Here is a 21,097-nt window from a genome sequence, read left to right as displayed (position 1 = left end):
AGCGATCCGGTTCGCGCCCGACCCGCCCCAGTCGTGCCGCAGGTGTGCCCCCGGGATGGCGGCGGGCGCGAATTGGATGGGCGTTCGACGGGATTGCCCGGCCGTTCGCCTGTCCGAAGGCATTCCCGGCGCGACCGCGTCCAACCCCGGGTCGGGCGCGAACCTTACGTTGGTTCGGGATCTGGAAGGGCGTTCCATGCCTTAGAACGCCGGAAGAAGCGTCATGTTGACGACGCCGCGGAAGCCCAGGACCAGGGCGGCCACGAAGGCACAGAGACCGAGGGCGGTGAAAAGCAAGGGCAGCGGGCGATAGCGGCGTTCCGCAAACCCGGACAGGAAGATCAGCGCGAAGATCGCGACGAAGGCACCGGCGCGGTCGATCAGGTACGCGAAAGCACCAAGGCCCGCGCAGATCGCCAGCATCGCGCGCCAGGGCACGACCGGGGCCACCGCGTCGGACAGGCGGCCTTCGAAGATCACGGCGATGCCCAGACCCGCCAGCACGATCCCCAGCAGGAAGGGAAAGATCCCGGGCCCGACGTTCCGCAAAGACCCCCACGGATAATTCAGGCTCTCGAACACCACCAGCAGCCCCAGCGCCACGATCACCAGCCCTGCCGCCAGCTCCAGCGTGTTGAAACCGGCGATGCGGTGGGGCCTTCGGGCCCGGGCCGTTTGGGGCACATCCGTCATGTCGGTCATCGGCTCATCTCGTTCAACTTTGGGGCCGGGGCGAGGTCGCGTTCCATGCCAGCAAGGCGCACAGGAAAGGGCGTGGCAGGCCCGGCCAGCGTGTCCACGATCAGACCGCGGGCGGCGAAGTGGGCAGAGGCCGCAGCCTCGTCCACCGTCAGGACCGGCGCGGCGGGGATGTCTTGATCCTCCATCAGCGCCATGGCCGCATCCCGCGTCATGGGGGCAACGGCGGCGGCAACGGCGGCGTTGATCTCTGCCGTCTTCGCGCGGCGGGAGTCGAGGCTGTCGAACTCCGGCGAGGCGAAGCAGCCAAGGTCCAGCGCGGTACAAAGCGCCTTCCAGAAATGCCCCTCCAGCGCCGCGATGGTGATGGCACCGTCAGCCACGGCGAAGACGCCATAGGCCGGGCGGCTCAGCGCCACCTTCCGCTGTGTCTCAAGCTCCTTCAGGCCGTTGTGGTTGAAGACCCCGCGCCGCGGATTGACCCAGTGCGCCAGGCAATCGGTGATCGACAGGTCGATATGCTGCCCCTTCCCCGTCGTGACCCGCTGGAACAGCGCCGCACAGACGGAGGACAGCCCGTAGATCGCGCCTCCCAGATCCGCGACCGGCAGGCCGAACGTGTGGTCGGGCGCTTTGCCGATCTCGCCACACAGCGACGTCACCCCGGCCAGCGCCAGGTAGTTCAGGTCATGACCCGGCGCCTTCACCATCGGCCCCGTCTGCCCATAGCCGGACATGGAGAGGTAGATGACGCCCGGGTTTACGGCGTTCACGTCGTCATAACCCAGCCCCAGCCGCGCCATCACGCCGGGGCGAAAACCTTCGACCACGACATCCGCCTTGCCCGCGATCCGAAGCGCGCGGGCACGGTCGTCGTCGTCCTTCAGGTTCAGCGCGATGGAGCGTTTGCCGCGGTTCACGATCTCGAATGTGCCGGGCGAACTCGTGCGCACGCCATCGCCATGGGGCGGGCGTTCGATCTTGATCACGCTCGCCCCCATTTCCGCCATGCAGCCGGTCAGGAAGGGCCCGGGCAGCAGTTCCGAGAAATCGGCGACCGTGACGCCGGTCAGCGGGCCGCTCATGCCTCGACCACGATGACGGCATCCAGCGCCATCGCCCCCTCTCCCGCCTGCCCGACCCAGACCGGGTTCAGATCCATCTCGACCACGTCCGGGTTGTCGGCCACGAAATCCGAAACCTTGGCGATCAGGTCCGCCAGTGCATCCAGGTCCCGCGCAGGCTGACCGCGATAGCCGGCCAGCAGCGGAGCGGACGCCAAGTCCGCCACCATGTCCCGCGCCATCTCCGGCGTGACGGGCAGCATCCGGCGGGTGACGTCCCTGAACATCTCGACATAGATGCCGCCCAGGCCAAAGGTCATCATGTGCCCGAAGACCGGGTCGCGGGCGACGCCGACAAAGGCCTCGACACCGTCGGGCCCGGCCATCGGCTCCAGCAGCACGCCATCGATCCGCGACCCGGGCCTGGCCGCGGTCACCTTGGCGACGATCATATCGAACCCGGCCGCGGCATCGGCGGGGGCCACGTCCAGCATAACGCCGCCGATGTCGGACTTGTGGGCGATGTCGGCGCTGACGATCTTCATCGCCAGCCGCCCGCCCATCTTCGCGGCCAGGCCTGCCGCCCCGGCCGATGTGCCCGCGATATGGGGCACGGCCGTTGGCACCCCGGCCCCGGCCAGAGCGCGCTTGCCGTCGACCTCGTTCAGGGTTCTGGTGGCATCGGGGGCCGGGACGGACCCGGTGTGGGCCAGCAGGGGCGACCAGTCGGCATCCCACCCCGCGCGCCAGCCGCCCCAGTCGATCCAGCGGCGGACGGCCTTGCCCATGTTGCGCAACGACCGGAACGGGACCAGCCCGGCCTTCGCCAGAAGGTGATAGCCGTCGCCCTGCCGTTCCGACATCCAGATCGGCACGATCGGCACGTCGGTCTTGGTCTGGGCGTCGATCAGCGTCTTGCCGTTGACGACGGAATACTGCCCGTAATCCATCGGCAGCGGCGCCAGCACCAGATCCACGTTCGCGTCCGTCGCCGCGGCCAGCAGCGCATCGGCATAGGCCTGCGGGTGGCTGATGGAAATAGATGTCGTGTCGATGGGATTGTCGATGGCGGCATAGTCGGGCAGCACCTCGTCCAGCCTTGCCTGCGTCTTGTCCGCGAAGGTCGCCAGCGTCAGCCCGTAGGACCCGACCGTATCGGCACACAGCGACGCCGCCCCGCCGGACGAGGCGAAGATCGCGATCTCCTCGTCGCCCTTTGGCAACTTCCGCGCCAGCAGCTGGGCCACGTCGACCAGTTCGTCCAGGTCGTCGACCTCGATCACGCCCAGCTGCCGGAACACCGCCGAATTGACCTCGGCCGAGCCGGTGATCGATGCCGTGTGCGACTGCGCGGCCTTGGCGCCGTATTCCGACCGGCCGACCTTCAGCCCCACCACCGGCTTGCCCATACAGGCGGCATGCCTGCAGGCGGCGGCGAAGCGGGCACCGTCCTTGAAGCCCTCGATCAGGCAACCGATCACCTTCACGTCAGGGTCGTTGGCCATGTGATGGATGAAGTCTGCCACCTGCAGATCGCATTCGTTGCCCGACGACGACCAGTTCGCATAGCCCACGCCCCGCACGTTGTGCTGGATCATGTTGCGCCCCAACCCGCCGCCCTGCGTCGCCAGCCCGATGGGCCCCGGGCAGATGTCGTCCTTGAAGGCGGGCGAGAACGTCATGCCCAGCGGCATCGTCAGGTTCACCAGCCCCGGGCAATTCGGCCCGTAAAGCCGGATGCCGGTCCGGTGCGAGATCTCGACCAGCGCCGCCTCCTCCGCGCGGCCCCAGTCGTCGGCTTCGGAAAAGCCGGAGGTCAGGATGACCGCAAACTTCACGCCCAGTTGGCCAGCCTCCTCGATGGCCTGGCGCACGCCCTTGGCGGGGATCACCACGACCAGCACGTCCACCGGCTCTGGCAGGGCGGCGACATTGGGGTAGCATTGCAGCCCCATCACGCGCTCCTGCTTCGGGTTGATGGGATACAACCTGCCTTCGAACCTGGAATGTTCGACGATGTTCTTCATCGCGTGGTTGCCGATGGAATGTTCCTTGTCGGACGCACCGATGACGGCCAGGCTGTTCGGCGCGAAAAGCCTGGTCAGGTCCGGAAACTGGTAGGAAACCATGTCTTTCATCGGTTCGAATCCTTCAGGAAATGGCCGACAGCCCAAGGATCTCTCGCCCCGCGATCAGGGTCTGGATCTCGGACGTGCCTTCGGGAATGGTGCCGCCGCGGGTATCGCGAAAGATGCGTTCGATGGGATAGCCCACCGCATAGCCAAGCCCGCCATGGACCTGCAGCGCCATGTCCGCGACCTCGAACGCGGCCTGGCTGGCATAGAGCTTGGCGATGGAACAGTCCTCGCGCGCCTCTTCCCCGGCATCGAGCCGCTGCGCCGCAGTGTAACCCAGCGCGCGTGCGGCCTTCACCCGGACGGTCATGTCGACGATGTGTTTCTGGACCAGTTGAAAGGACCCGATGGGCTTGCCGAACTGGTGCCGAGTCTTGGCATGGTCGATGGAAAGATCAAGCGCCGCCTGTGCCTGTCCCACCGCGCCCATGGCGATGTTCACCCGCGCCGTGTTCAGGCCGGCCAGCGTTCCGGAAAGCGCCTTGCCCTCCTGCCCCACCAGGTTCTCGGCGGGGACCTTCACGTCGACGAATTCCAGTTCCGACGTCGCGGTGGGCCGCAGCACCATCTTTTCGACACGCTTGGCCGAAAAGCCTTCGAACCCCTTCTCCACCACGAAGGTCGACAGCGCGCCGTCGCAGGTCGGCGAATAGGTCCGCGCCACCACAAGGCAGATATCCGCGTTCACGCCGTTGGTGATCCACAGCTTGCGCCCGTTGATGACGTAACAGCCGTCCCTGAAATCCGCCCGCGTCTCGATGGCCGCGACGTTCGACCCGACATTAGGCTCGGACAGGCCGGTACAGGTGCGGATCCGGTTCTTCAGCAGCGGCTGAAGGTACTTTTCCTTCAGCAGAGGGGACCCCTGCGCCGACAGTTTCTGGATCGACCCGTTGGTGATGTTCACGATGGTCCGCAGGCTGCCCCAGCAATAGCCCGCGCTTTCCATCAGCATGGCCCAGGTCACGTATGGCAGGTCGAAACCGCCATCCGCTTCCGGAATCCGGCCGCCCAGATAGCCAAACTGACTGATGTCCGTCAGGATCTCGAACGGAAAAATGCAGGTCTTTTCTGCCTCGTTGATCAGCGGCGTGACATTGGCGGCCAGGAAACGGTCGACATTGTCCTTCAGCATCCGCTGTTCGTCGGTCAGGATCACCATCAGATCATCGCCTCGTAAAGTTCGCTGACATCACTGGCCGGCATCGGCCGCCCGTTGCGCTGGGTTGCCTGGGACAGCAGCGCCATTTCGGTCAGCCGCGGAATGTCGTCCGTGGACAGACCGAAGGCGCCCAGCCGCTCGGGACAGTCCGTCAAGGTGGCAAGCCCGACGGCGGCATCGAAGATCGCGTCCAGCGGATCGCCCTTCAGGCCCAGCCGGGTGGCGATCAGGGCATAACGGTCGGCCAGCGTTTCGAAGTTGTAGCGCAGGACATGGGGCAGCAGCGTGCCCAGCACCTGGCCATGGACGGCGGTCACGATGCTCTCGACGGGCGTGCAGAGACCATGGATCCCGTCCACACCCTTCTGCCCGATGCAGAAGCCCCCAAGGTAGGAGGACATCATCACCCCCGCCCGCGCTTCCAGGTTCGATCCGTCCTCGACGGCGGTCGGCAGATGCTCCAGCGCCAGCCGCATCGAGGCCAGTGCCAGTTCATCGGCGACAGGATTGACCTGGTTGTTGGTGAAGGCGCCGATGGCATGACAGAACGCATCGAACCCGGTGGAGGCGGTCATGCCCCGGGGCAGCGACAGCGTCAGTTCCGGGTCCATGATCACCGTCGTGGGCTGCAGCAGCCGGCCGCGGATCACGAATTTCCGTTCCGGGCTTTTCAGGACGCACCCCAGCGAACATTCCGACCCCGTGCCCGAGGTGGTGGGGATCGCGTAGAAGGGCGGCACCGGCCGGTCCGACGTGTTCACGTCGTTCCCCAGCGCGGCAAAGGCATCGCAGCCGGTCAGGATTTCCGCCATCGCGCCCTTGGCGGTGTCGATGGACGACCCGCCGCCCAGCGCGATCAGGGCGTCATAGGACCCCTGTTCCCACATCTGGCGGGCCTCTGCGACGTTGGCGGTGGTCGGGTTGGGGTTGACGCGGTCATAGACGTCGACAGCGACAGCCCCTTTTCCAAGCGCATCCGTGACACGGCCCAGGACCCCCACCTCGCGAAGCCCCGGATCGGTGACGATCAGCGCGCACATCTGCCCGCGGGCAGCCAGAAGCGTGCCCAGGTCATCCACGCGGCCCGCGCCGAAAAGCGCGTTCCCGGGCCAGTTCAGGGTGAAGGGGTCCGAAAGGGTCATGTCTTACCTGCCGTAGAACAGTTGCGGAAGATAGAGCGCGATGGCGGGCACAAGGATGATCAGCAGAAGCCCGACCAACGTGACCGCGACGTAGGGAATGACCGAGGCATAGATGTCGCCCATGGTCACGCCCGGTGGTGCCACGCCCTTGAGGTAGAACAGGTTGAACCCGAAGGGCGGCGTCATGTATCCGACCTCCATCATGATGATGAACAGGATGCCGAACCACACAGGGTCGAAACCCGACGCCTGAACCACCGGCAGGAAGACCGGCAGCGTGATCAGCATGATGCCCACCGGGTCCAGCACCATCCCGAAGACGAAAAGTATGAACAGCATGAAGGCCAGCGCCCCCCACTTGCCGCCGGGGATGAAGGTCATCAGGTGCTGGATCAGGCTTTGCGCGCCCAGCGCCGTGTAGGCGGTGGAAAAGGCGTGCGCCGCGAACAGGATCCACATCACCAGCGCCGTCAGCTTCAGCGTCGAAATCGCCGCGTCGTGGATCACATGCCACGACAGCTGACGGTTCACCGCCGTCGCGAAGAGCGCCCCGAAGACACCGATGGCCGCGGCCTCGGTGGGCGTGGCGAAGCCGCCGAAGATCGCGCCCAGCACGATCACCACGATGGCAATCGGCAGGATCACGGCTTTCAGCGAGGCGATCTTCTTGCCCCAGTCGGCGCGTTCCTCGGGCGGCAGCGCCGGCCCCATCTCGGGCTGGATCCAGCAGCGCACCCCGATGTAGATCGAAACAAGGACAAACAGCAGAACCCCCGGCCCAACGCCGGCCGCGAACAGGCGACCGACCGACACCTCGGTCAGCAGCGAATAGAGCACCATCAGGATCGACGGCGGGATCAGGATGCCCCAGCCACCGCCCGCGTTGATCGCGCCCAGCGCCAGTTTCTTGTCGTATCCACGCTCCAGCATCTTGGGCAGCGCGATGGTGCCCATGGTGACGACAGCGGCACCGGAAATCCCGGACATGGCGGCGAAGATCACGCAGATCAGCACCGTGCCGATGGCCAGGCCGCCGCGCAGGCCGCCCCACCACTGGTGCATCATGTCGTAAAGATCGTTCGCGACCCCGGACTTTTCCAGAAGGATCGCCATGAAGACGAACAGGGGCACCGCCATCAGCGTCGGCGATTGCATCGTCTCCCACATCTTCGAGGCAAGCAGGTAGAAGCCCAGCGGTCCCATCTCGAAGTAGAGGAAGACGACCGACACCCCGCCCAGCACGAAGGCCAGGGGCGTGCCCAGCAGCACGAAGAACAGAAGCGAGCCGAAGAACAGAAGGGTCAGAATCTCGACGCTCATTCCTGGATCTCCCCTGCGTCGGCGGGATGCGGGTCAGCCGCGGCCTGGACGCCGAAGACGTCGGGATCGTTGTCCAGCCCCATCAGAACACGGATATCGGACCAGAGCCGGACCAGCCCCTGCAGCAACAGCAGCCCGGCCGCGACCGGGATCAGCGACTTGGTGGGCCACAGTGGCGCCTTCCACGTGGAATTCGACCGCTCCATGTCCTCGATCGCCTCGATCGCGATGTCATAGCCCTGCCACAGCAGGACGCCCACGAAGAGCAGGAACAGGGGGAAGGTGAAGATGTCGACCATGGCCTTCCGCCGGGTGGAAAACGACCCGTACAGGATATCGACGCTGACATGACCGCGTTCGGCCATCAGGTATCCGCCGCCGATGATGGCGTAGACGCCGAAGATCAGCGTCGCCAGTTCCGCGGTCCAGATGGTCGGCCGACCGACCAGATACCGCATGATCACGTCCGCCAGCAGCAGGCCGAAGATCGCCAGCACGCCCAGCGAGGCCCATTTGCCGATTTCCCGGTTCAGGCGGGTTATGCCCCGCGCAATGTTCTGCATGATCCGTTCACTCCTCCCCTTCATGGGCGCGGGGATGCGTCCGCCGACCGGACGTGCTGCCGTCGCAGCCGCCGCAATCGACCCCTCCCCGGTCCCTGCGGCCCGTGCACAGGCCGCAACAGATCGTCCGCCGCGGTGCCCCGCGGCAGCGCCGGTTGCCCGGCGTTTGATGTGGCCGGGGCGCAGGAAGCGCCCCGGCGATCCGAGTGGAATTCAGACCGTCAGACGTAGCCCAGATCGGTCATCAGGTTGACATAGATGTCGCGCGCTTTTTCGGCCAGGGGCCCCTTGGCCGCCTCGGATGCCATGATTTCCTGCGAGGCGACGGTCAGCAGCTCGATCACCTCGGGCGGCAGGTCCATGACCTGGACGCCCTGGCTGTCGATTCCTTCGGCCAGCGCGATGGCTTCCTTGTGCATGTACTCGGCCGACCGCTGGAAGAAGCGGATTTCCATCAGGTCGACCAGCGCCTGGGAGTATTCCGGCGGCAGCCCTTCCAGCGCGTCGACATTCACGATGAAGGCATCGATGGTGAAACCCAGCGCCGGCTTCATGTGGTACTTGCAGACTTCCCACAGCGACATGGACTGCGCCCCGATGGCCGCCCCCCAATGCGCGCCGTCGACCACGCCCGAAGACAGCGACTGGTACAGCTCCGACCCCGGAATGTACTGCGGTGCCGCACCCGCGGCCTGCAGGTAATCCAGCATCGTCCCCGACGACCGGATCTTCAGCCCCTTGAAGTCGTCCGCCGTGTTGATCGGCTTCGAAACCACCATTTCCGTCGGATAGGATTTTTCCGACATCAGCAGCACGCCGTCCGGCACCAGCTGTTCGTTGACCAGGTCTTCCAGTCCAAGGTTCTTGGCCGCGTGCTGGACCTCCCAGCTTTCGCGGAAGGTGCCCGGAATGCCATAGAGGAAGCCTGCCGCCTCGGCCTTGTCCTGGATATAGGACGGGCTCAGCGTGCCCATCGGCACCACGCCCTTGCGGATCAGGTTGTAGATGTCGGGCCCCTTGGCGAATTCGCCCGCGCCCAGAAGCTCCAGCTTGAAGCCGCCGTCGGTGCGTTCTTCCAGTTCGCTCGCCAATACGCCCAGGCTGTCGGTGAAGGAACTGGATGCCTTGGGCCAGTGCGACTGCACCCGCCAGACGATGTCCCCCGCGGCCAGACCCTTGCCGACCAGCGCCGGCGCGGCCAGCACGCCCAGGCCCGCCCCGCGCAGCATGGCACGGCGATTCACGCGATTCGAATTGTTGGTCACATCTTCCTCCCAATAGTCTTGCGTCGTCCGATGCGGCGCATCGGTCAGACGACTGATAGCACGGGATGCATTTCTGGTGCGCACTTCCGTGTTCTTACCGACAAGACCACCATTCTACTTGTGCGTCAATAAACTGAATGCACTTAATGGTCACATGGACGGAACGGGGACATCGGGTTAGGAACCCATGTTGCCTGTCCGGCAGGAAGGCCCGGTCGGACGGATCGGTCTCGAACTGCATCGCCGGCCCGCCGACCCGATCCGGGCATCGACGAGGCCCGATCTGATCGCGTCCGGTTCCACGCACGGCACTTGCCCGGCGGGCCAGGGTAACGATGGAGATCGGGTGCTCCACGATAGCGCGAAAAGGGCAGTTTTCATATGGCGAAGTGGGATGGCGCAGTGGCGTCGCGGGAAGAGGTCCGGGAACTGAAGCGCCGCGCGGCCCTGCGCGTGGCCGCCCGCATCTTCAACGAGAAGGGCTATCACGCGACCTCGCTGGACGAGGTGGCCGACGTGATCGGCGTGACCAAGACCGCGCTGTACTATTATTTCAAGAACAAGGAACAGTTGCTCTACGAGTGCATCAAGCTCAGCTACGGCTGCGGCCAGCGCGCCCGGCTGGAGAGCGAGGCGATGGACGGCACCGCACTGGACAAGCTGAGCTTCCTCTACCGGCGTTTCATCGAGCTTCTGATCATCGAGCGTGGCGCCTACACGACAATGGCCAATATCCGCGCCCTGCCCGAGGACGCGCAGGCCGAACTACTGGACCGCCGCCGCCAGCTGGACCGCTACAGCCGGATGCTGATCGAAAAGGCGATCTCGGAAGGATCGATCCGGCCGGTGGATGTGCGGCTGACCTCGAACTTCTTCCTGGGCGCGGTGAACTGGATCCTGCGCTGGCACACAGAAGACGACGCGATGAGCCCGGAAGAGGTATCGGAGCATTTCCTGGACCTGTTCCTGAACGGGATCGTCAAACGGTAAATGTCATGCGGCCCGTCACATTCGGAACCTGAAGCCGCGGCGGCAAGGCCCGGACCGACGGGATCGGGACAAGCTGCAAGCTCCCAACGCACCGGGCAGAACCGGGCCGGGCACATCGAAGGCTCCGGCTGACGGCTTTGTGACACGACAGGTCCACAGACCGCCGCAGACCGGTGACAACCAGGCCAACCATCGGGGTCCGCCACGGCGGGAACGCGGCGCCTGCGCCAACACGGAGCAAGCCTTCCCTGGCCGGGCGATGACGGGACCCGAAAGCCGGAACGGTCCGGCAGACCGCCGCATGACGGCCCGCGCGGCAGACCTCAGCCCGCTTTCGCCCCGATCTGGCGGATCAAACCTTCCTGCATAGTCTGGGCCACCAGCCGGCCGTCGCGCGTATAGATCCGGCCGCGGGACAGGCCCCTTGCCCCACCCGACCAGGTGCTGTCGTTTACGTAAAGCAGCCAGTCGTCCAGGCGCGCGTCCTCGTGCAGCCAGACGGAATGGTCCAGGCTGGCACAGCGCATGTCGGGGTCAGAAAACCCCTTGCCGTGCGGCATCAGCGACGATGACAAAAGCCCCATGTCGGAACAGAAGGCGATCCCCGCGCGGTGCAGCAGCGGGTCGTCCGGCATCGGCCCCTTGGACTTGATCCACACGGCATAGAACGGGTCCTGCGGATCGGTGACATAGGGCGCGCGCAGGATGCAGGGCCGCAGCTCGACCGGGCGATTGGCCGACAGGTGGGCCCGCACCTTCACGGACATGAGGTCGGGATGCGCCTCGGCCAGTTCGGTCTCGGTCCGCAGGTCTTCGGGGCCCGGGACGTCGGGCATGCTTTCGGCATGGGACAGGCCCTTTTCCCGGATCTGGAAGGACAGCGACATGGTCAGGATCGGCTGGCCTTCCTGCACCGCCTCCACCCGGCGGGTGGAAAAGCTGCCGCCGTCGCGGTCGCGCCAGACGCGGTAGACGACCGGCTTTTCCGCCGATCCGGCCCGGACGAAATAGGCGTGCAGCGAATGGACCACCCGGTCCGGAACCACGGTCTGCGCCGCGGCCATCAGCCCCTGCCCGATGATCTGCCCACCGAAGACCCGGCCTCTGCCCCCCGGCGTGGCGATGCCGCGGAAGAAGTCGTCTTCCAGGCGCTCGACGGTCAGAAGGCGGATGAAACGGTCTATCATGCTGTAGTTCGGGGTCAGTTCGCTCATGTCAGCTCATCGGATAGTGGGACGCCACTGTGTGCCCCGTGAGAGGCTGTCGTGCAACGGGTGTTTCTTCGGCGCACAGATCCGGGGCCGGAAGGCAACGGGTGCGGAACCGGCAGTGCGACGGTGCATCGATGGGCAACGGCCGCCCTTCCGGCGCCTGATCCCAGCCGGTCGGGGGCTGTGCGCGGGTCGGGTTCTGGCACCGCGGCAGGCAGGGTACGGGGATGGCCGGGCCGCAACCGCACGCGGGATCACGGGCCTGGGCAGGGCGGCGCATGACGGGACAGGCCGGTCCCGAACCGATTTCGATCCGGTACAGGGGGCTGCCGATCTTGTCAGGTTTCCGGGGGCCTCAATCCCCCTGACCAGTCGCCAGCCTGAACTTGCGGAAAGGCTGGCCCGCGTGGTCGACCGTACCTTCGAACCGCGCGCCCAGCCGGTCCAGCGCTTTCAGGTGACGGCGCGAGGGCGGGAGCAGGAAGGTCACCGACGGGATTCGCGGATCGGCCCGGGCGATGGCCAGCGCCTGCGCGGTGATCCTTGTCCCCAGGCCAAAGCGGTCGGGGCACAGGACCAGCCCGTAATCCCAGTCGTCCCCTTCCTTCTGGAACCCGCCCCAGCCGGCAAAGCGCCCGTCCGCCAGAAAGGCCCAGTGCCCCAGCCCGTCCCGCTGCCAGGTTGCCTCTTTCGCGGCGACGAAGGCGGCGCTGGCCGCATCGTCCCAGGACCCCGTGGCCAGCGGCATATGGGCCACGACCCGCGGGTCGGACATCTGCGCGGTCAGATCCGCCAGCGCGATCTGCGGCAGGCGGACAAAGTCGATGCGTTGGGTCTTGGTGGCAGAGGGCATGGCGGACGGACACAATTGGAAGACGTGCTTTCCCCGCGCCATACATCCGGGCGGACGCAGGCGAAAGCCACGTCGGTTCGCATTCGCGTGTTCAGCCCGGCTCTCAGCCCGACAGGGCTACGACCGACGGCCACAGCGCCGCCCCGCCCCGTCCGATCAGGTCACGGCCCAGCCGTTCGGCCCAGTGCGTTTCGCTGCCAGCCTCGTCCCGCCATTGCCACAGGCGGCGGGTCAGGTGATGCAGGAAAAAGTCGCGCGTGACGCCGATGGCACCGTGCACCTCGTGCCCGGCGAAGGTGCCCCGCGACACGGCGCGCGAGGCGCGGATCTTGGCCACGGCTGCACTTTGCCAGCCGGCCCCGGCGTCGATGCCCGCGCAGCCCAGCTCGGCGGCGGCCTTGGCCACCGCAGCCTCGCCCGCCAGTTCGGCGATCAGGTGCTGGATCGCCTGGAACTTGCCGATGGGCCGGCCGAACTGCGTGCGGGTGTTGCCATGTTCGATCGACATCTCCAGCACCCGCGACAGCGCGCCCGCGATCTGGCCGGCGCGCAGCACCGCCAGCATTTCGGCCGGACCGGTGGGCGGCAGGGCGGTCGTGGCCAGGACCGGTGCGTCGGCCAGCGACACCGCCAGCGCGGGCACCCGGCCAACGCCGGTCACCGGGGCCGTGGCCGCATGCGTCGTGTCGATCAGGCACAGCCGGCCACCGGCCAGCGCCACAAGCGGCCGCCCGGGCACGCCCGAAGGCACGACGGCGCCGCCGCTGGCCCGCCCACTCGTGACCACCAGCGGCTCGGCAGCAATGCCTGCCGGTTCCGGCGCACGGCCCAGCAGGGCCAGCGCGGCATTGGCCAGGATCCGTTCGCCCAGATCGACGGGCGCTGCGTGATAGCCCAGCGCCTGGAACACGCCCGACAGGTCGCGCCAGTCCAGCCCGGCACCGCCCATGTCCTCGGGCACCAGGGCCAGGTCCAGGCCCAGAGCGGCCACCGCATCGTCCAGGTCTTTGGCGGGCTCGCCCGTCTCGGCCGCCTCGATCGCCGCCGGCGTCGCATGGCGCGCCAGCACGCGGTCCAGTTGGTCGGCCAGCATTTCTCCGGTCTCGGTCATCTCAGGCCCAGCCCCCGTGCCATGATGCCCCGGACGATTTCCCGGGTGCCGCCCCGCAACGAAAATGTCGGCTGCAATTGCAGGACCGACGCGTAAAGCGCCGACAGGTCCCCGGCCGTGCCCGTGGCCAGGCCCGATCCCAGAAGGGCCCGCGCCAGATCCGGCGTGGACTGTTCGAAGGCCACCCCGGCCTCCTTCACCACGGCGGCCTCGGTATTCGGCACCTCGCCTCGGTCGAGCATTCCGGCGATGGAAACCGACATCTGCCGCAGCACCGCGATTTCCGCCGCGGCGTTGCCGATGGCAGCGGCACTCGCCTTTTCGCAGGCCGGGTCCAGCGCGCCGGTCACCGCCTCCAACAAGGGAAACGCCGACAGGAACCGGTCCGGGCCACTGCGTTCGAAGGCCAGTTCCGCCGTGGCCTGCGCCCAGCCCTGCCCTTCGACGCCGATCAGCGCATCGGGGCCCAGTTCGACGTCGTCAAAGGTCACCTCGTTGAAATGCGCGTCGCCCGCCATGTCCTCGATCTCGCGGATATGAACGCCGGGCGCCTTCATCGGGACGATCACCTGGCTGAGACCGGCATGACGATCCTCGGGCCCGCCCGAGGACCGCACCAGCGCAATCATGTAGTCGGACCGGTGCGCATTCGTCGTCCAGATCTTGCGCCCGTTCAGCCGCCAGCCATCGCCGTCCGGCACGATCCGCGTACGCACGGCCGCCAGGTCGGACCCGGCCTGCGGTTCGGAAAGGCCGATGCAGAAACACGCGTCGCCCCGGACAATTTCCGGAATCAGTCTGGCCTTCTGCGCCTCGGTCCCCAGCTTCAGGATCAGGGGGCCGCTTTGCCGGTCGGCGATCCAGTGGGCGCCCACCGGGGCGCCCGCGGCCAGCATCTCCTCGATCACGACATAGCGGTCGAGCATGGACCGTGCGCCCCCGCCATATTCGGCAGGCCAGGTCATCCCGATCCAGCCCTGCGCCGCCACGGCGCGGCTGAAGTCGCGGTCGAAGCCCATCCAGGACAGGCCCCTTACCCTGGGATCGAAGCGATGCACCCAGCCCGACAGGAACGCACGCACCTCGGCCCTGAGCGCCCGGGCACTTTCCGGCAGTTCGACCGGATCGAAACGGAACGGCGCGTACATGGGTCAGCGACCGGTGAAGGACGGCGGGCGCTTTTCCAGGAAGGCGTCGACCGCCTCGGTATGGTCATCGGTCCCGTGGGCCAGCGCCTGGAAGGCGGCGGACATTTCCAGCAACGTCGACAGCGTCGAATGCTCGCCCTCGCGCATCAGGCGCTTGGACATGCGGACGGCGTGGATCGGGTTGGCGGTGATCTTCCTGGCCAGTTCCAGCGCCGTGTCCATCAGCGCATCGCCCGGCACCACGCGCGAGACGAGGCCCCAGTTCAGCGCCGTTTCCGCGTCGATCATCTCGCCCGTGAAACACATCTCGGCGGCGCGGGACCGGCCCACGACCCGCGGCAGCAGCCACGCGCCGCCATCGCCGGGAATGATCCCCAGCTTCACGAAGCTTTCGGCGAAACGCGCGTTGTCGGACGCGATCCGGATATCGCACATGCAGGCCAGGTCCAGACCCGCACCCACGGCCGCCCCGTTCACGGCGGCAATCGTCGGCACTTCCAGTTGCCAGAGCGCCAGCGGGATGCGCTGGATCGCGTTCTTGTAGCTGAGCCGCGTTTCAATGGCCGTCGGCGCCGGTGCGAAACCGGACCGGTCCTTCATCTTCTTGACGTTGCCGCCCGCCGAAAAGCCCGCGCCCTCGCCTGTCAGGATCATCGCCCCGATGGTGGTATCGGCACCGACCTCCTGCAACACGCTCACGAATTCGTCGCAGGCAGCCTGGTCGGAAATCGCGTTCCGCGTCTCGGGGTGGGACATGGTCAGGATGGCAACCGCGCCGTCGCGGGTCACCTTCAGAAACGGCTTCATGAAAATCGTCCTCTCTCGCTCCGCGACCAGAGCTAGCGCAGAGGACAGGCCCCGTCCATCCCACGGGCCATCTCGCGCGCCATCCGGCGGGGCAGGCGCATCAGCGCATCCAGAACTTGGCCTGCTTGATCCTGTTGCGGATCACCTGTTCGCGGGTCGGCAGGGCGCTGCGGTCGAACATCGCCCGCACCTTGTGGCCGCGCTCCTGATAGACGGTCCGCTTGATCGGCTCGTAGGACTTCAGGACCTTCTTGATCCAGTTGGGCTGCACCACCTCCTCCAGCACCTTCACCACACGGTCGCTTTCCTGCGCATAAAGCAGGGGGAAATGCCGGTAATGGCAGCTGACCGATCCGTCCAGATAGCCTTCGGGCAGCGCATCGCGACCGCCGCCGAAACTGTGGATCACCAGGGGCAGCGCCACCTGGTCCAGCCAGGGGTTCAGGCTCTGGCAGATCAGTTCGTGCGGCGGATCGGCCCTGATCGCCGTTGCATAGTCCAGGAACCGCTGACCGAAGGCCCTGGGGTCCTTGTAATAGAAGTAGCCGGCATTGAAGTAGAGATACCGCCGCCAGTGCTCGTCCGGCTGCGACAGGTCGAGGCTCGACTCGAAATCCAGCCCGAACTTGTCATAGAGCGACTTCCAGATCGCCGCGTAGCCGGGACCGTAGAGCGTGGGGTCCGGCCACGTCCCCTCGCGCCGGAGCGAGGCCGAGGGCCTATCGAAATCGAAGGGCACATCGGCCAATTCGCCGGTGATCAGCGTATCGGTATCGAAAAAGACGAAGGGCTCGCCCTCGGGCAGGGCCGCCAGCGCCTCGATCTTGTTGCCATAGGGATAGGCCTGGCCGAAGACCCTATTCTCGAACGGCAGGATCTCCGCATCCAGACGCTTCAACGCCGACAGGGTGTCGGCATCGGTGATCGTGGGGTCCTGGTCCCAGGCAGGCCCGGCCTTCGGCACCGCCACGAAAAGCTTGCCATCGAAGCCGGGACTCATCTGCCGAAGCGAGGCCGCGAACAGCACCGCCTCGTATTGAAGCCGGCCCGCCTGACCGATCACGACGACATTGAAGGCAGCACGCGGGGCCTGATCGGGCATGGCTTGTCCATTCCTTCGGCCCGGCAACACGACAGGCCTGTCCTGCGATCCGATCATAGATGGGCCGTTCTCGAAGCTGAAGAGCAGATCATCGGCAAAACGATGACCATGAACCGATTTCTACGGCGGGTTGCAACATTTTCGGGCAGTCTGACACTCCGTGCAGGCTATCAGAATTTTACCATTTGATAAAAAAAACCAATGTGGCAGTCTGAACGGGCAGAGTTGTACCTGAGCGGGAGAATGCAATGAACGTCGATGGCGGAACCGATCGTGCCGACGGAATTGCCGCAAGCCGGCTGAGCGCGGCAGACCTGGCACGGAACTTCACCGACCTTCACCCACCCTACGCCCCGCACGAAGCCGCGGTGGCCGCCGACCGGTGCTATTTCTGCCATGACGCGCCCTGCGTGACCGCCTGCCCCACCGAAATCGACATACCGATGTTCATCCGCCAGATCCAGACGGGGAACCCGCTGGGCGCGGCGCAGACGATCTTCGACCAGAACATCCTGGGCGGCATGTGCGCACGGGTCTGCCCGACCGAAACCCTGTGCGAACAGTCCTGCGTGCGGGAAACCGCGGAACAGCGCCCGGTCGAGATCGGGCGCCTGCAACGTTTTGCCACCGATGCCGCGATGAAGACCGGCACGCATCCCTATCGGCGCGCCGCTGCGACCGGCAAGACGGTGGCGATCGTGGGCGCGGGCCCCGCGGGCCTGGCCTGCGCGCACCGTTTGGCGATGCTGGGCCACGACGTCGTGATCCACGAGGCAAGGGAAAAGGCCGGCGGCCTGAACGAATACGGGATCGCCGCCTACAAGGCGCCGCACGACTTCGCCCAGGCCGAGGTCGACTGGCTGCTGTCCATCGGCGGCATCGCCATCGAGACGGATTCGGTCCTGGGCCGGACGATCACGCTGGAGGGTCTTCAGCAGGCTTACGACGCCGTGTTCCTGGGGATGGGACTGGGCGGCGTGAACGGGCTGCCGGTCGACGGTTCCGACCTGCCCGGAGTGGAGGACGCGGTCGACTTCATCGCAGCCCTGCGCCAGGCAAAAGACCTGAGCGCCCTCGCCGTCGGACGCAATGTCGTGGTGATCGGCGGCGGCATGACCGCCATCGACGCCGCGGTACAATCCAAGCTGCTGGGGGCCGAGACGGTGACGCTCGCCTATCGCCGCAGCCGGGCGGACATGGGCGCCTCGCCCTTCGAACAGGACCTTGCGGCGTCGAAGGGCGTCCACCTGATGTTCAACGTCCAACCGCTGGCGATCCGCGGCAACGGCCGCGCGCAGGAAATCGTCCTGGCGCGGACCGAAACCCGTGACGGCCGCCTGGCCGCCACCGGCGAAACGGTGACGCTGGCCGCCGATCAGGTGTTCCGGGCCATCGGCCAGACACTTGCGGGCTTGCCCGACGGGCTGAAAGTGGAGGCCGGCAAGATCGCCGTTACCGGGCCCGGGCGCACCGGTATCGCCGGCATCTGGGCCGGGGGCGACTGCACGGCTGGGGGCGAGGACCTTACAGTGACATCCGTTGCCCAGGGCCGCGACGCCGCGATGGACATCCATGCGACGCTGACGGGCCGCTAGGGCCACCTGGAGAGGAACCCCCGCCATGACCTCGACCGACGATCCGCAGAAATGGCCGAAAGGACGGGGCCCGGGGGCGACGCGATGAGCGTCTTCAGCCATGTCCATTTCCAGATCCTGCCCGCCACCGACGTGGCCCGTGCCCGCGACTTCTATCGCGACGTGCTGGGCTTCGCGGTGAAACGCGACGCGCCCTATGGCGACTCGCGCTGGGTCTTCATGGCGCTGCCGGGCGCCGCGACCATGGTCCATTTCGACAAGGTGGACGAGCTGCCGTTCCACCACCAGCCGAAGCTGGTACTCGCGGCCAGCGATGTCGACGTGGCAATTGCCGGGCTGGAGGCCAAGGGCGTGTCCCTGGTGGCCGGCCCCGACGACGCCCCGTGGGAACCCGGCCTCCGCTGGGCCATGTTCCGCGACTGCGAGGGCAACCTGATCCTGATCCAGACCGTGAAGGAAGAATACGATGGCTGACCTGACGACCGACTTCCTGGGGATCAGAAGCCCCAACCCGTTCTGGCTGGCCTCGGCCCCGCCCACCGACAAGGAATACAATGTCCGCCGCGCCTTCGAGGCCGGCTGGGGCGGCGTGGTCTGGAAGACCCTGGGCGAGGCCGGCCCGCCCGTGGTCAACGTGAACGGACCCCGCTATGGCGTCATCCACGGCGCCGACCGCCGGGTGCTGGGGATCAACAATATCGAGCTGATCACCGACCGCCCGCTGGAAACGAACCTGGAAGAGATCGCCCGGGTCAAGGCCGACTATCCCGACCGCGCCATCGTCGTTTCGCTGATGGTCCCGTGCGAGGAAGAGGCCTGGAAGGCGATCCTGCCCCGGGTCGCGGAAACCGGCGCCGATGGGATCGAGCTGAACTTCGGCTGCCCCCACGGGATGAGCGAACGCGGTATGGGCGCGGCCGTGGGCCAGGTGCCGGAATACATCGAAATGGTCACCCGCTGGTGCAAACAGTACTATGACAAGCCGGTGATCGTGAAGCTGACCCCCAACATCACCGATATCCGCCATCCCGCGCGCGCGGCCCATGCCGGCGGTGCCGACGCGGTGTCGCTGATCAACACCGTGTCATCGATCACCTCGGTCAATCTCGACACTTTCAGCCCCGAACCGTCCATCGACGGCAAGGGCAGCCACGGCGGCTATTGCGGCCCGGCGGTCAAGCCCATCGCGTTGAACATGGTGGCGGAAATCGCCCGCGACCCGCGGACGGCGGGCCTGCCGATTTCCGGCATCGGCGGGGTCACCACATGGCGCGACGCGGCCGAATTCATGGCCTTGGGCTGCGGCAATGTCCAGATCTGCACGGCTGCCATGACCTATGGTTTCCGCATCGTGCAGGAAATGATCGACGGACTGTCGCGCTGGATGGACAGCAAGGGCTTCGAGAAGACCACGGATTTCATCGGCCGTGCGGTCTCCAACGTGACCGACTGGCAGTATCTCAACCTGAACTACATCGCCAAGGCCCGCATCGACCAGGAGGCCTGCATCAAGTGCGGCCGCTGCTATGCCGCCTGCGAGGACACCTCGCACCAGGCGATCTCGATGAGCGCGGACCGGGTGTTCGAGGTGAAGGACGACGAATGCGTCGCCTGCAACCTCTGCATCGACGTCTGCCCGGTGGAAAACTGCATCACGATGGAACGCCTGGCCCCAGGCACGGTCGATCCCCGCACCGGCACGGTGGTCGAGTCGGACTATGCCAACTGGACCACCCATCCGAACAATCCCGCAGCGACCGCCGCCGAATAGGCGTCGGCAAGGGCGCCTGACGGCGCCTGCCTCCGGCGGGAGGATGTTTTGGAAAGAAGACGCCCAGGGGGCAGTGGCCGGGCGCGGCCCCCGGATTTGCCTGCGCTGCAGGCACGTTGCATGCCGGTGCCGCGAAACGACAGGCCGGATCGAAACGCGCGACGGCACCGGCCAACAGAATCGGCCCGGCAGCGACCTGGCCGTCCCTCGGCCGGCCGGGTCCGTGGCCCTGCTTCTTTGGTCTTCAAATATCTCGGGGGAGTCCTCCCGGAACGGGAGGGCGGGGGCAGAGCCCCCTGCCCCCGCCAGCGGGAAGGCGCTACCGCTCCAGAGTCCGGCGATACACCGTTTCGAAGAAATCGGGCGCACCGTCGAACGGATCCTCGCTGCCCATGACCGCGCGGATCTGGACCTCGAAATCGGCATAGTGCTGGGTCAGCGACCAGATCGAGAAGATCAGGTGATGGGGATGGGTCTGCGCCAGGCGGCCGGCATCCATCCAGGACTGGATCAGCGCCGCCTTCTCGTCGACCAGCGCCTTCAGGTCGGTCGACAGGATATCGGCGATATGCGGTGCGCCCTGCAGGATTTCGTTCGCGAACAGGCGGCTTTCCCGCGGCAGGGTGCGGCTCATGTCCAGCTTGCGGCGGACATATGACAACAGTTCCTCCAGCGGTTCGCCCTCCGGGTCGACGGACCGCAACGGGTCGATCCAGATGTCGAGCAGACCGGTCAGAAGCGCCGTGTACATCGCGTCCTTGGACGGGAAGTAATAGAGCAGGTTCGGCTTCGACAACCCGGCGCGGGTGGCGATCTCGTCCACGGTGGATCCGCGGAAGCCGCGTTCCGAAAAGACCTCCAGCGCCGCGTCCAGGATGGTGGCGCGCTTTTCCGTCTGGATCCGGGTCGCCCGGCGCCCGCCCCTGGCCGGTTGTGCAGACGCGCCGGTTCCGGGCGCGGCAAGGGCGCCCGGCCGCTTCGGGTCCTCCTTCGGACCGGGTGCCGGATTTTTGGGCATCTGCTCTGCCGGCGGGCGCGCCCGCCGCCTCTGTCGCTTGACTGGTCTTGCCTCCGTGATAGCCTTGCTTTGACCGATTGGTCAAACCAAGCCGCCGGCATGCGGGCGTTTTCCCGCCATCGGCGAACGGCACGACAGGAC

General features: G+C 66.5%; 19 protein-coding genes. 4 read left to right on the top strand and 15 right to left on the bottom strand.

All coding sequences use genetic code 11. The features are described 5' to 3' along the window. Positions 1–201 precede the first annotated feature (201 nt). From FQK05_RS11100 to dctP, 8 genes are all read right to left on the bottom strand, one after another. Entirely contained in the window at positions 202–702 is a 501-nt protein-coding gene (locus FQK05_RS11100) for a tripartite tricarboxylate transporter TctB family protein (RefSeq protein WP_158966698.1), read from the bottom strand. Then, positions 699–1,784: a CaiB/BaiF CoA transferase family protein gene (locus FQK05_RS11095; RefSeq protein ID WP_158966696.1), complete on the bottom strand. Its 1,086-nt coding sequence runs from the start codon at positions 1,782–1,784 to the stop codon at positions 699–701. The genes FQK05_RS11100 and FQK05_RS11095 overlap by 4 nt, the downstream gene beginning before the upstream one ends. Then, positions 1,781–3,901, bottom strand: a complete 2,121-nt coding sequence (locus FQK05_RS11090) for an acetate--CoA ligase family protein (protein WP_199252635.1) — start codon at positions 3,899–3,901, stop codon at positions 1,781–1,783. The genes FQK05_RS11095 and FQK05_RS11090 overlap by 4 nt, the downstream gene beginning before the upstream one ends. A gap of 13 nt (positions 3,902–3,914) precedes the next feature. After that, on the bottom strand, positions 3,915–5,060 hold the full coding sequence (locus FQK05_RS11085) for an acyl-CoA dehydrogenase family protein (RefSeq protein ID WP_199252634.1): 1,146 nt from the start codon (positions 5,058–5,060) through the stop codon (positions 3,915–3,917). Beyond that, positions 5,060–6,202, bottom strand: coding sequence for an iron-containing alcohol dehydrogenase family protein (locus FQK05_RS11080; protein ID WP_158966694.1), 1,143 nt, complete (start codon positions 6,200–6,202; stop codon positions 5,060–5,062). The genes FQK05_RS11085 and FQK05_RS11080 overlap by 1 nt, the downstream gene beginning before the upstream one ends. 3 nt (positions 6,203–6,205) lie before the next feature. After that, positions 6,206–7,522 (bottom strand): TRAP transporter large permease, encoded by a 1,317-nt coding sequence (locus FQK05_RS11075; RefSeq protein WP_158966692.1) that lies wholly within the window; start codon positions 7,520–7,522, stop codon positions 6,206–6,208. Then, complete coding sequence (locus FQK05_RS11070; protein ID WP_158966690.1) at positions 7,519–8,085, bottom strand: TRAP transporter small permease subunit; 567 nt, start codon at positions 8,083–8,085, stop codon at positions 7,519–7,521. The genes FQK05_RS11075 and FQK05_RS11070 overlap by 4 nt, the downstream gene beginning before the upstream one ends. Positions 8,086–8,306: 221 nt before the next feature. Next, positions 8,307–9,350 carry a TRAP transporter substrate-binding protein DctP gene (dctP, locus tag FQK05_RS11065; RefSeq protein ID WP_233270461.1) on the bottom strand — a complete coding sequence of 348 codons (1,044 nt, stop codon included), beginning with the start codon at positions 9,348–9,350 and terminating at the stop codon, positions 8,307–8,309. 381 nt (positions 9,351–9,731) lie between these two features. On the opposite strand from dctP, the gene FQK05_RS11060 reads away from it, so the two are divergent. Continuing rightward, positions 9,732–10,340: a TetR/AcrR family transcriptional regulator gene (locus tag FQK05_RS11060; RefSeq protein WP_158966688.1), complete on the top strand. Its 609-nt coding sequence runs from the start codon at positions 9,732–9,734 to the stop codon at positions 10,338–10,340. A gap of 323 nt (positions 10,341–10,663) precedes the next feature. On the opposite strand, the gene FQK05_RS11055 is transcribed toward FQK05_RS11060, so the two are convergent. The 6 genes from FQK05_RS11055 to FQK05_RS11030 all read right to left on the bottom strand — a co-directional run bounded on the left by FQK05_RS11055 (position 10,664) and on the right by FQK05_RS11030 (position 16,572). Beyond that, complete coding sequence (locus FQK05_RS11055) at positions 10,664–11,554, bottom strand: acyl-CoA thioesterase (RefSeq protein ID WP_158966686.1); 891 nt, start codon at positions 11,552–11,554, stop codon at positions 10,664–10,666. A gap of 352 nt (positions 11,555–11,906) precedes the next feature. Beyond that, a complete protein-coding gene (locus FQK05_RS11050; protein ID WP_158966684.1) occupies positions 11,907–12,404 on the bottom strand; it encodes a GNAT family N-acetyltransferase in 498 nt (165 codons plus the stop codon). Positions 12,405–12,507: 103 nt separating this feature from the next. Further along, the gene (locus FQK05_RS11045; RefSeq protein WP_158966682.1) at positions 12,508–13,515 is read right to left on the bottom strand and encodes an acyl-CoA dehydrogenase; all 1,008 of its coding nucleotides are present in this window, start codon (positions 13,513–13,515) and stop codon (positions 12,508–12,510) included. After that, positions 13,512–14,663, bottom strand: coding sequence for an acyl-CoA dehydrogenase family protein (locus FQK05_RS11040; RefSeq protein WP_158966680.1), 1,152 nt, complete (start codon positions 14,661–14,663; stop codon positions 13,512–13,514). Before FQK05_RS11040 ends, FQK05_RS11045 begins: the two co-directional genes overlap by 4 nt. Before the next feature lie 3 nt (positions 14,664–14,666). Then, complete coding sequence (locus FQK05_RS11035) at positions 14,667–15,470, bottom strand: crotonase/enoyl-CoA hydratase family protein (protein ID WP_158966678.1); 804 nt, start codon at positions 15,468–15,470, stop codon at positions 14,667–14,669. Positions 15,471–15,570: 100 nt separating this feature from the next. After that, on the bottom strand, positions 15,571–16,572 hold the full coding sequence (locus tag FQK05_RS11030) for a hypothetical protein (RefSeq protein WP_158966676.1): 1,002 nt from the start codon (positions 16,570–16,572) through the stop codon (positions 15,571–15,573). A 248-nt stretch (positions 16,573–16,820) separates the two neighbouring features. On the opposite strand from FQK05_RS11030, the gene FQK05_RS11025 reads away from it, so the two are divergent. The 3 genes from FQK05_RS11025 to preA are packed head-to-tail and all read left to right on the top strand — an operon-like array spanning position 16,821 to position 19,938. Continuing rightward, positions 16,821–18,167 carry an NAD(P)-dependent oxidoreductase gene (locus FQK05_RS11025; RefSeq protein WP_158966674.1) on the top strand — a complete coding sequence of 449 codons (1,347 nt, stop codon included), beginning with the start codon at positions 16,821–16,823 and terminating at the stop codon, positions 18,165–18,167. Between the two features lie 51 nt (positions 18,168–18,218). Continuing rightward, positions 18,219–18,641 carry a VOC family protein gene (locus tag FQK05_RS11020; protein ID WP_158966672.1) on the top strand — a complete coding sequence of 141 codons (423 nt, stop codon included), beginning with the start codon at positions 18,219–18,221 and terminating at the stop codon, positions 18,639–18,641. Beyond that, the gene (gene preA, locus FQK05_RS11015; RefSeq protein WP_158966670.1) at positions 18,634–19,938 is read left to right on the top strand and encodes an NAD-dependent dihydropyrimidine dehydrogenase subunit PreA; all 1,305 of its coding nucleotides are present in this window, start codon (positions 18,634–18,636) and stop codon (positions 19,936–19,938) included. Before FQK05_RS11020 ends, preA begins: the two co-directional genes overlap by 8 nt. 319 nt (positions 19,939–20,257) lie before the next feature. Here the strand turns inward: preA and FQK05_RS11010 are convergent, their stop codons facing one another. After that, positions 20,258–20,956 (bottom strand): TetR family transcriptional regulator C-terminal domain-containing protein, encoded by a 699-nt coding sequence (locus FQK05_RS11010; RefSeq protein ID WP_158966668.1) that lies wholly within the window; start codon positions 20,954–20,956, stop codon positions 20,258–20,260. Between the last annotated feature and the right edge of the window lie 141 nt (positions 20,957–21,097).

Origin of the sequence: Chachezhania sediminis (assembly GCF_009765275.1) — a bacterium.
Classification (GTDB): domain Bacteria; phylum Pseudomonadota; class Alphaproteobacteria; order Rhodobacterales; family Rhodobacteraceae; genus Chachezhania; species Chachezhania sediminis.
Note: the sequence above shows the minus strand (reverse complement) of the source record. Positions and strands in the feature narration are given on the sequence as shown.

Coding starts and splice junctions, on each gene's coding strand:
- FQK05_RS11090 (WP_199252635.1), bottom strand. CDS start 3,901: ATGAAAGACATGGTTTCCTACCAGTTTCCGGACCTGACCAGGCTTTTC.
- FQK05_RS11030 (WP_158966676.1), bottom strand. CDS start 16,572: ATGCCCGATCAGGCCCCGCGTGCTGCCTTCAATGTCGTCGTGATCGGT.
- FQK05_RS11050 (WP_158966684.1), bottom strand. CDS start 12,404: ATGCCCTCTGCCACCAAGACCCAACGCATCGACTTTGTCCGCCTGCCG.
- FQK05_RS11085 (WP_199252634.1), bottom strand. CDS start 5,060: ATGGTGATCCTGACCGACGAACAGCGGATGCTGAAGGACAATGTCGAC.
- FQK05_RS11020 (WP_158966672.1), top strand. CDS start 18,219: ATGGCCGAAAGGACGGGGCCCGGGGGCGACGCGATGAGCGTCTTCAGC.
- preA (WP_158966670.1), top strand. CDS start 18,634: ATGGCTGACCTGACGACCGACTTCCTGGGGATCAGAAGCCCCAACCCG.
- FQK05_RS11055 (WP_158966686.1), bottom strand. CDS start 11,554: ATGAGCGAACTGACCCCGAACTACAGCATGATAGACCGTTTCATCCGC.
- FQK05_RS11100 (WP_158966698.1), bottom strand. CDS start 702: ATGACCGACATGACGGATGTGCCCCAAACGGCCCGGGCCCGAAGGCCC.
- FQK05_RS11025 (WP_158966674.1), top strand. CDS start 16,821: ATGAACGTCGATGGCGGAACCGATCGTGCCGACGGAATTGCCGCAAGC.
- FQK05_RS11080 (WP_158966694.1), bottom strand. CDS start 6,202: ATGACCCTTTCGGACCCCTTCACCCTGAACTGGCCCGGGAACGCGCTT.
- FQK05_RS11035 (WP_158966678.1), bottom strand. CDS start 15,470: ATGAAGCCGTTTCTGAAGGTGACCCGCGACGGCGCGGTTGCCATCCTG.
- FQK05_RS11070 (WP_158966690.1), bottom strand. CDS start 8,085: ATGCAGAACATTGCGCGGGGCATAACCCGCCTGAACCGGGAAATCGGC.
- FQK05_RS11040 (WP_158966680.1), bottom strand. CDS start 14,663: ATGTACGCGCCGTTCCGTTTCGATCCGGTCGAACTGCCGGAAAGTGCC.
- FQK05_RS11010 (WP_158966668.1), bottom strand. CDS start 20,956: ATGCCCAAAAATCCGGCACCCGGTCCGAAGGAGGACCCGAAGCGGCCG.
- FQK05_RS11075 (WP_158966692.1), bottom strand. CDS start 7,522: ATGAGCGTCGAGATTCTGACCCTTCTGTTCTTCGGCTCGCTTCTGTTC.
- FQK05_RS11045 (WP_158966682.1), bottom strand. CDS start 13,515: ATGACCGAGACCGGAGAAATGCTGGCCGACCAACTGGACCGCGTGCTG.
- FQK05_RS11095 (WP_158966696.1), bottom strand. CDS start 1,784: ATGAGCGGCCCGCTGACCGGCGTCACGGTCGCCGATTTCTCGGAACTG.
- FQK05_RS11060 (WP_158966688.1), top strand. CDS start 9,732: ATGGCGAAGTGGGATGGCGCAGTGGCGTCGCGGGAAGAGGTCCGGGAA.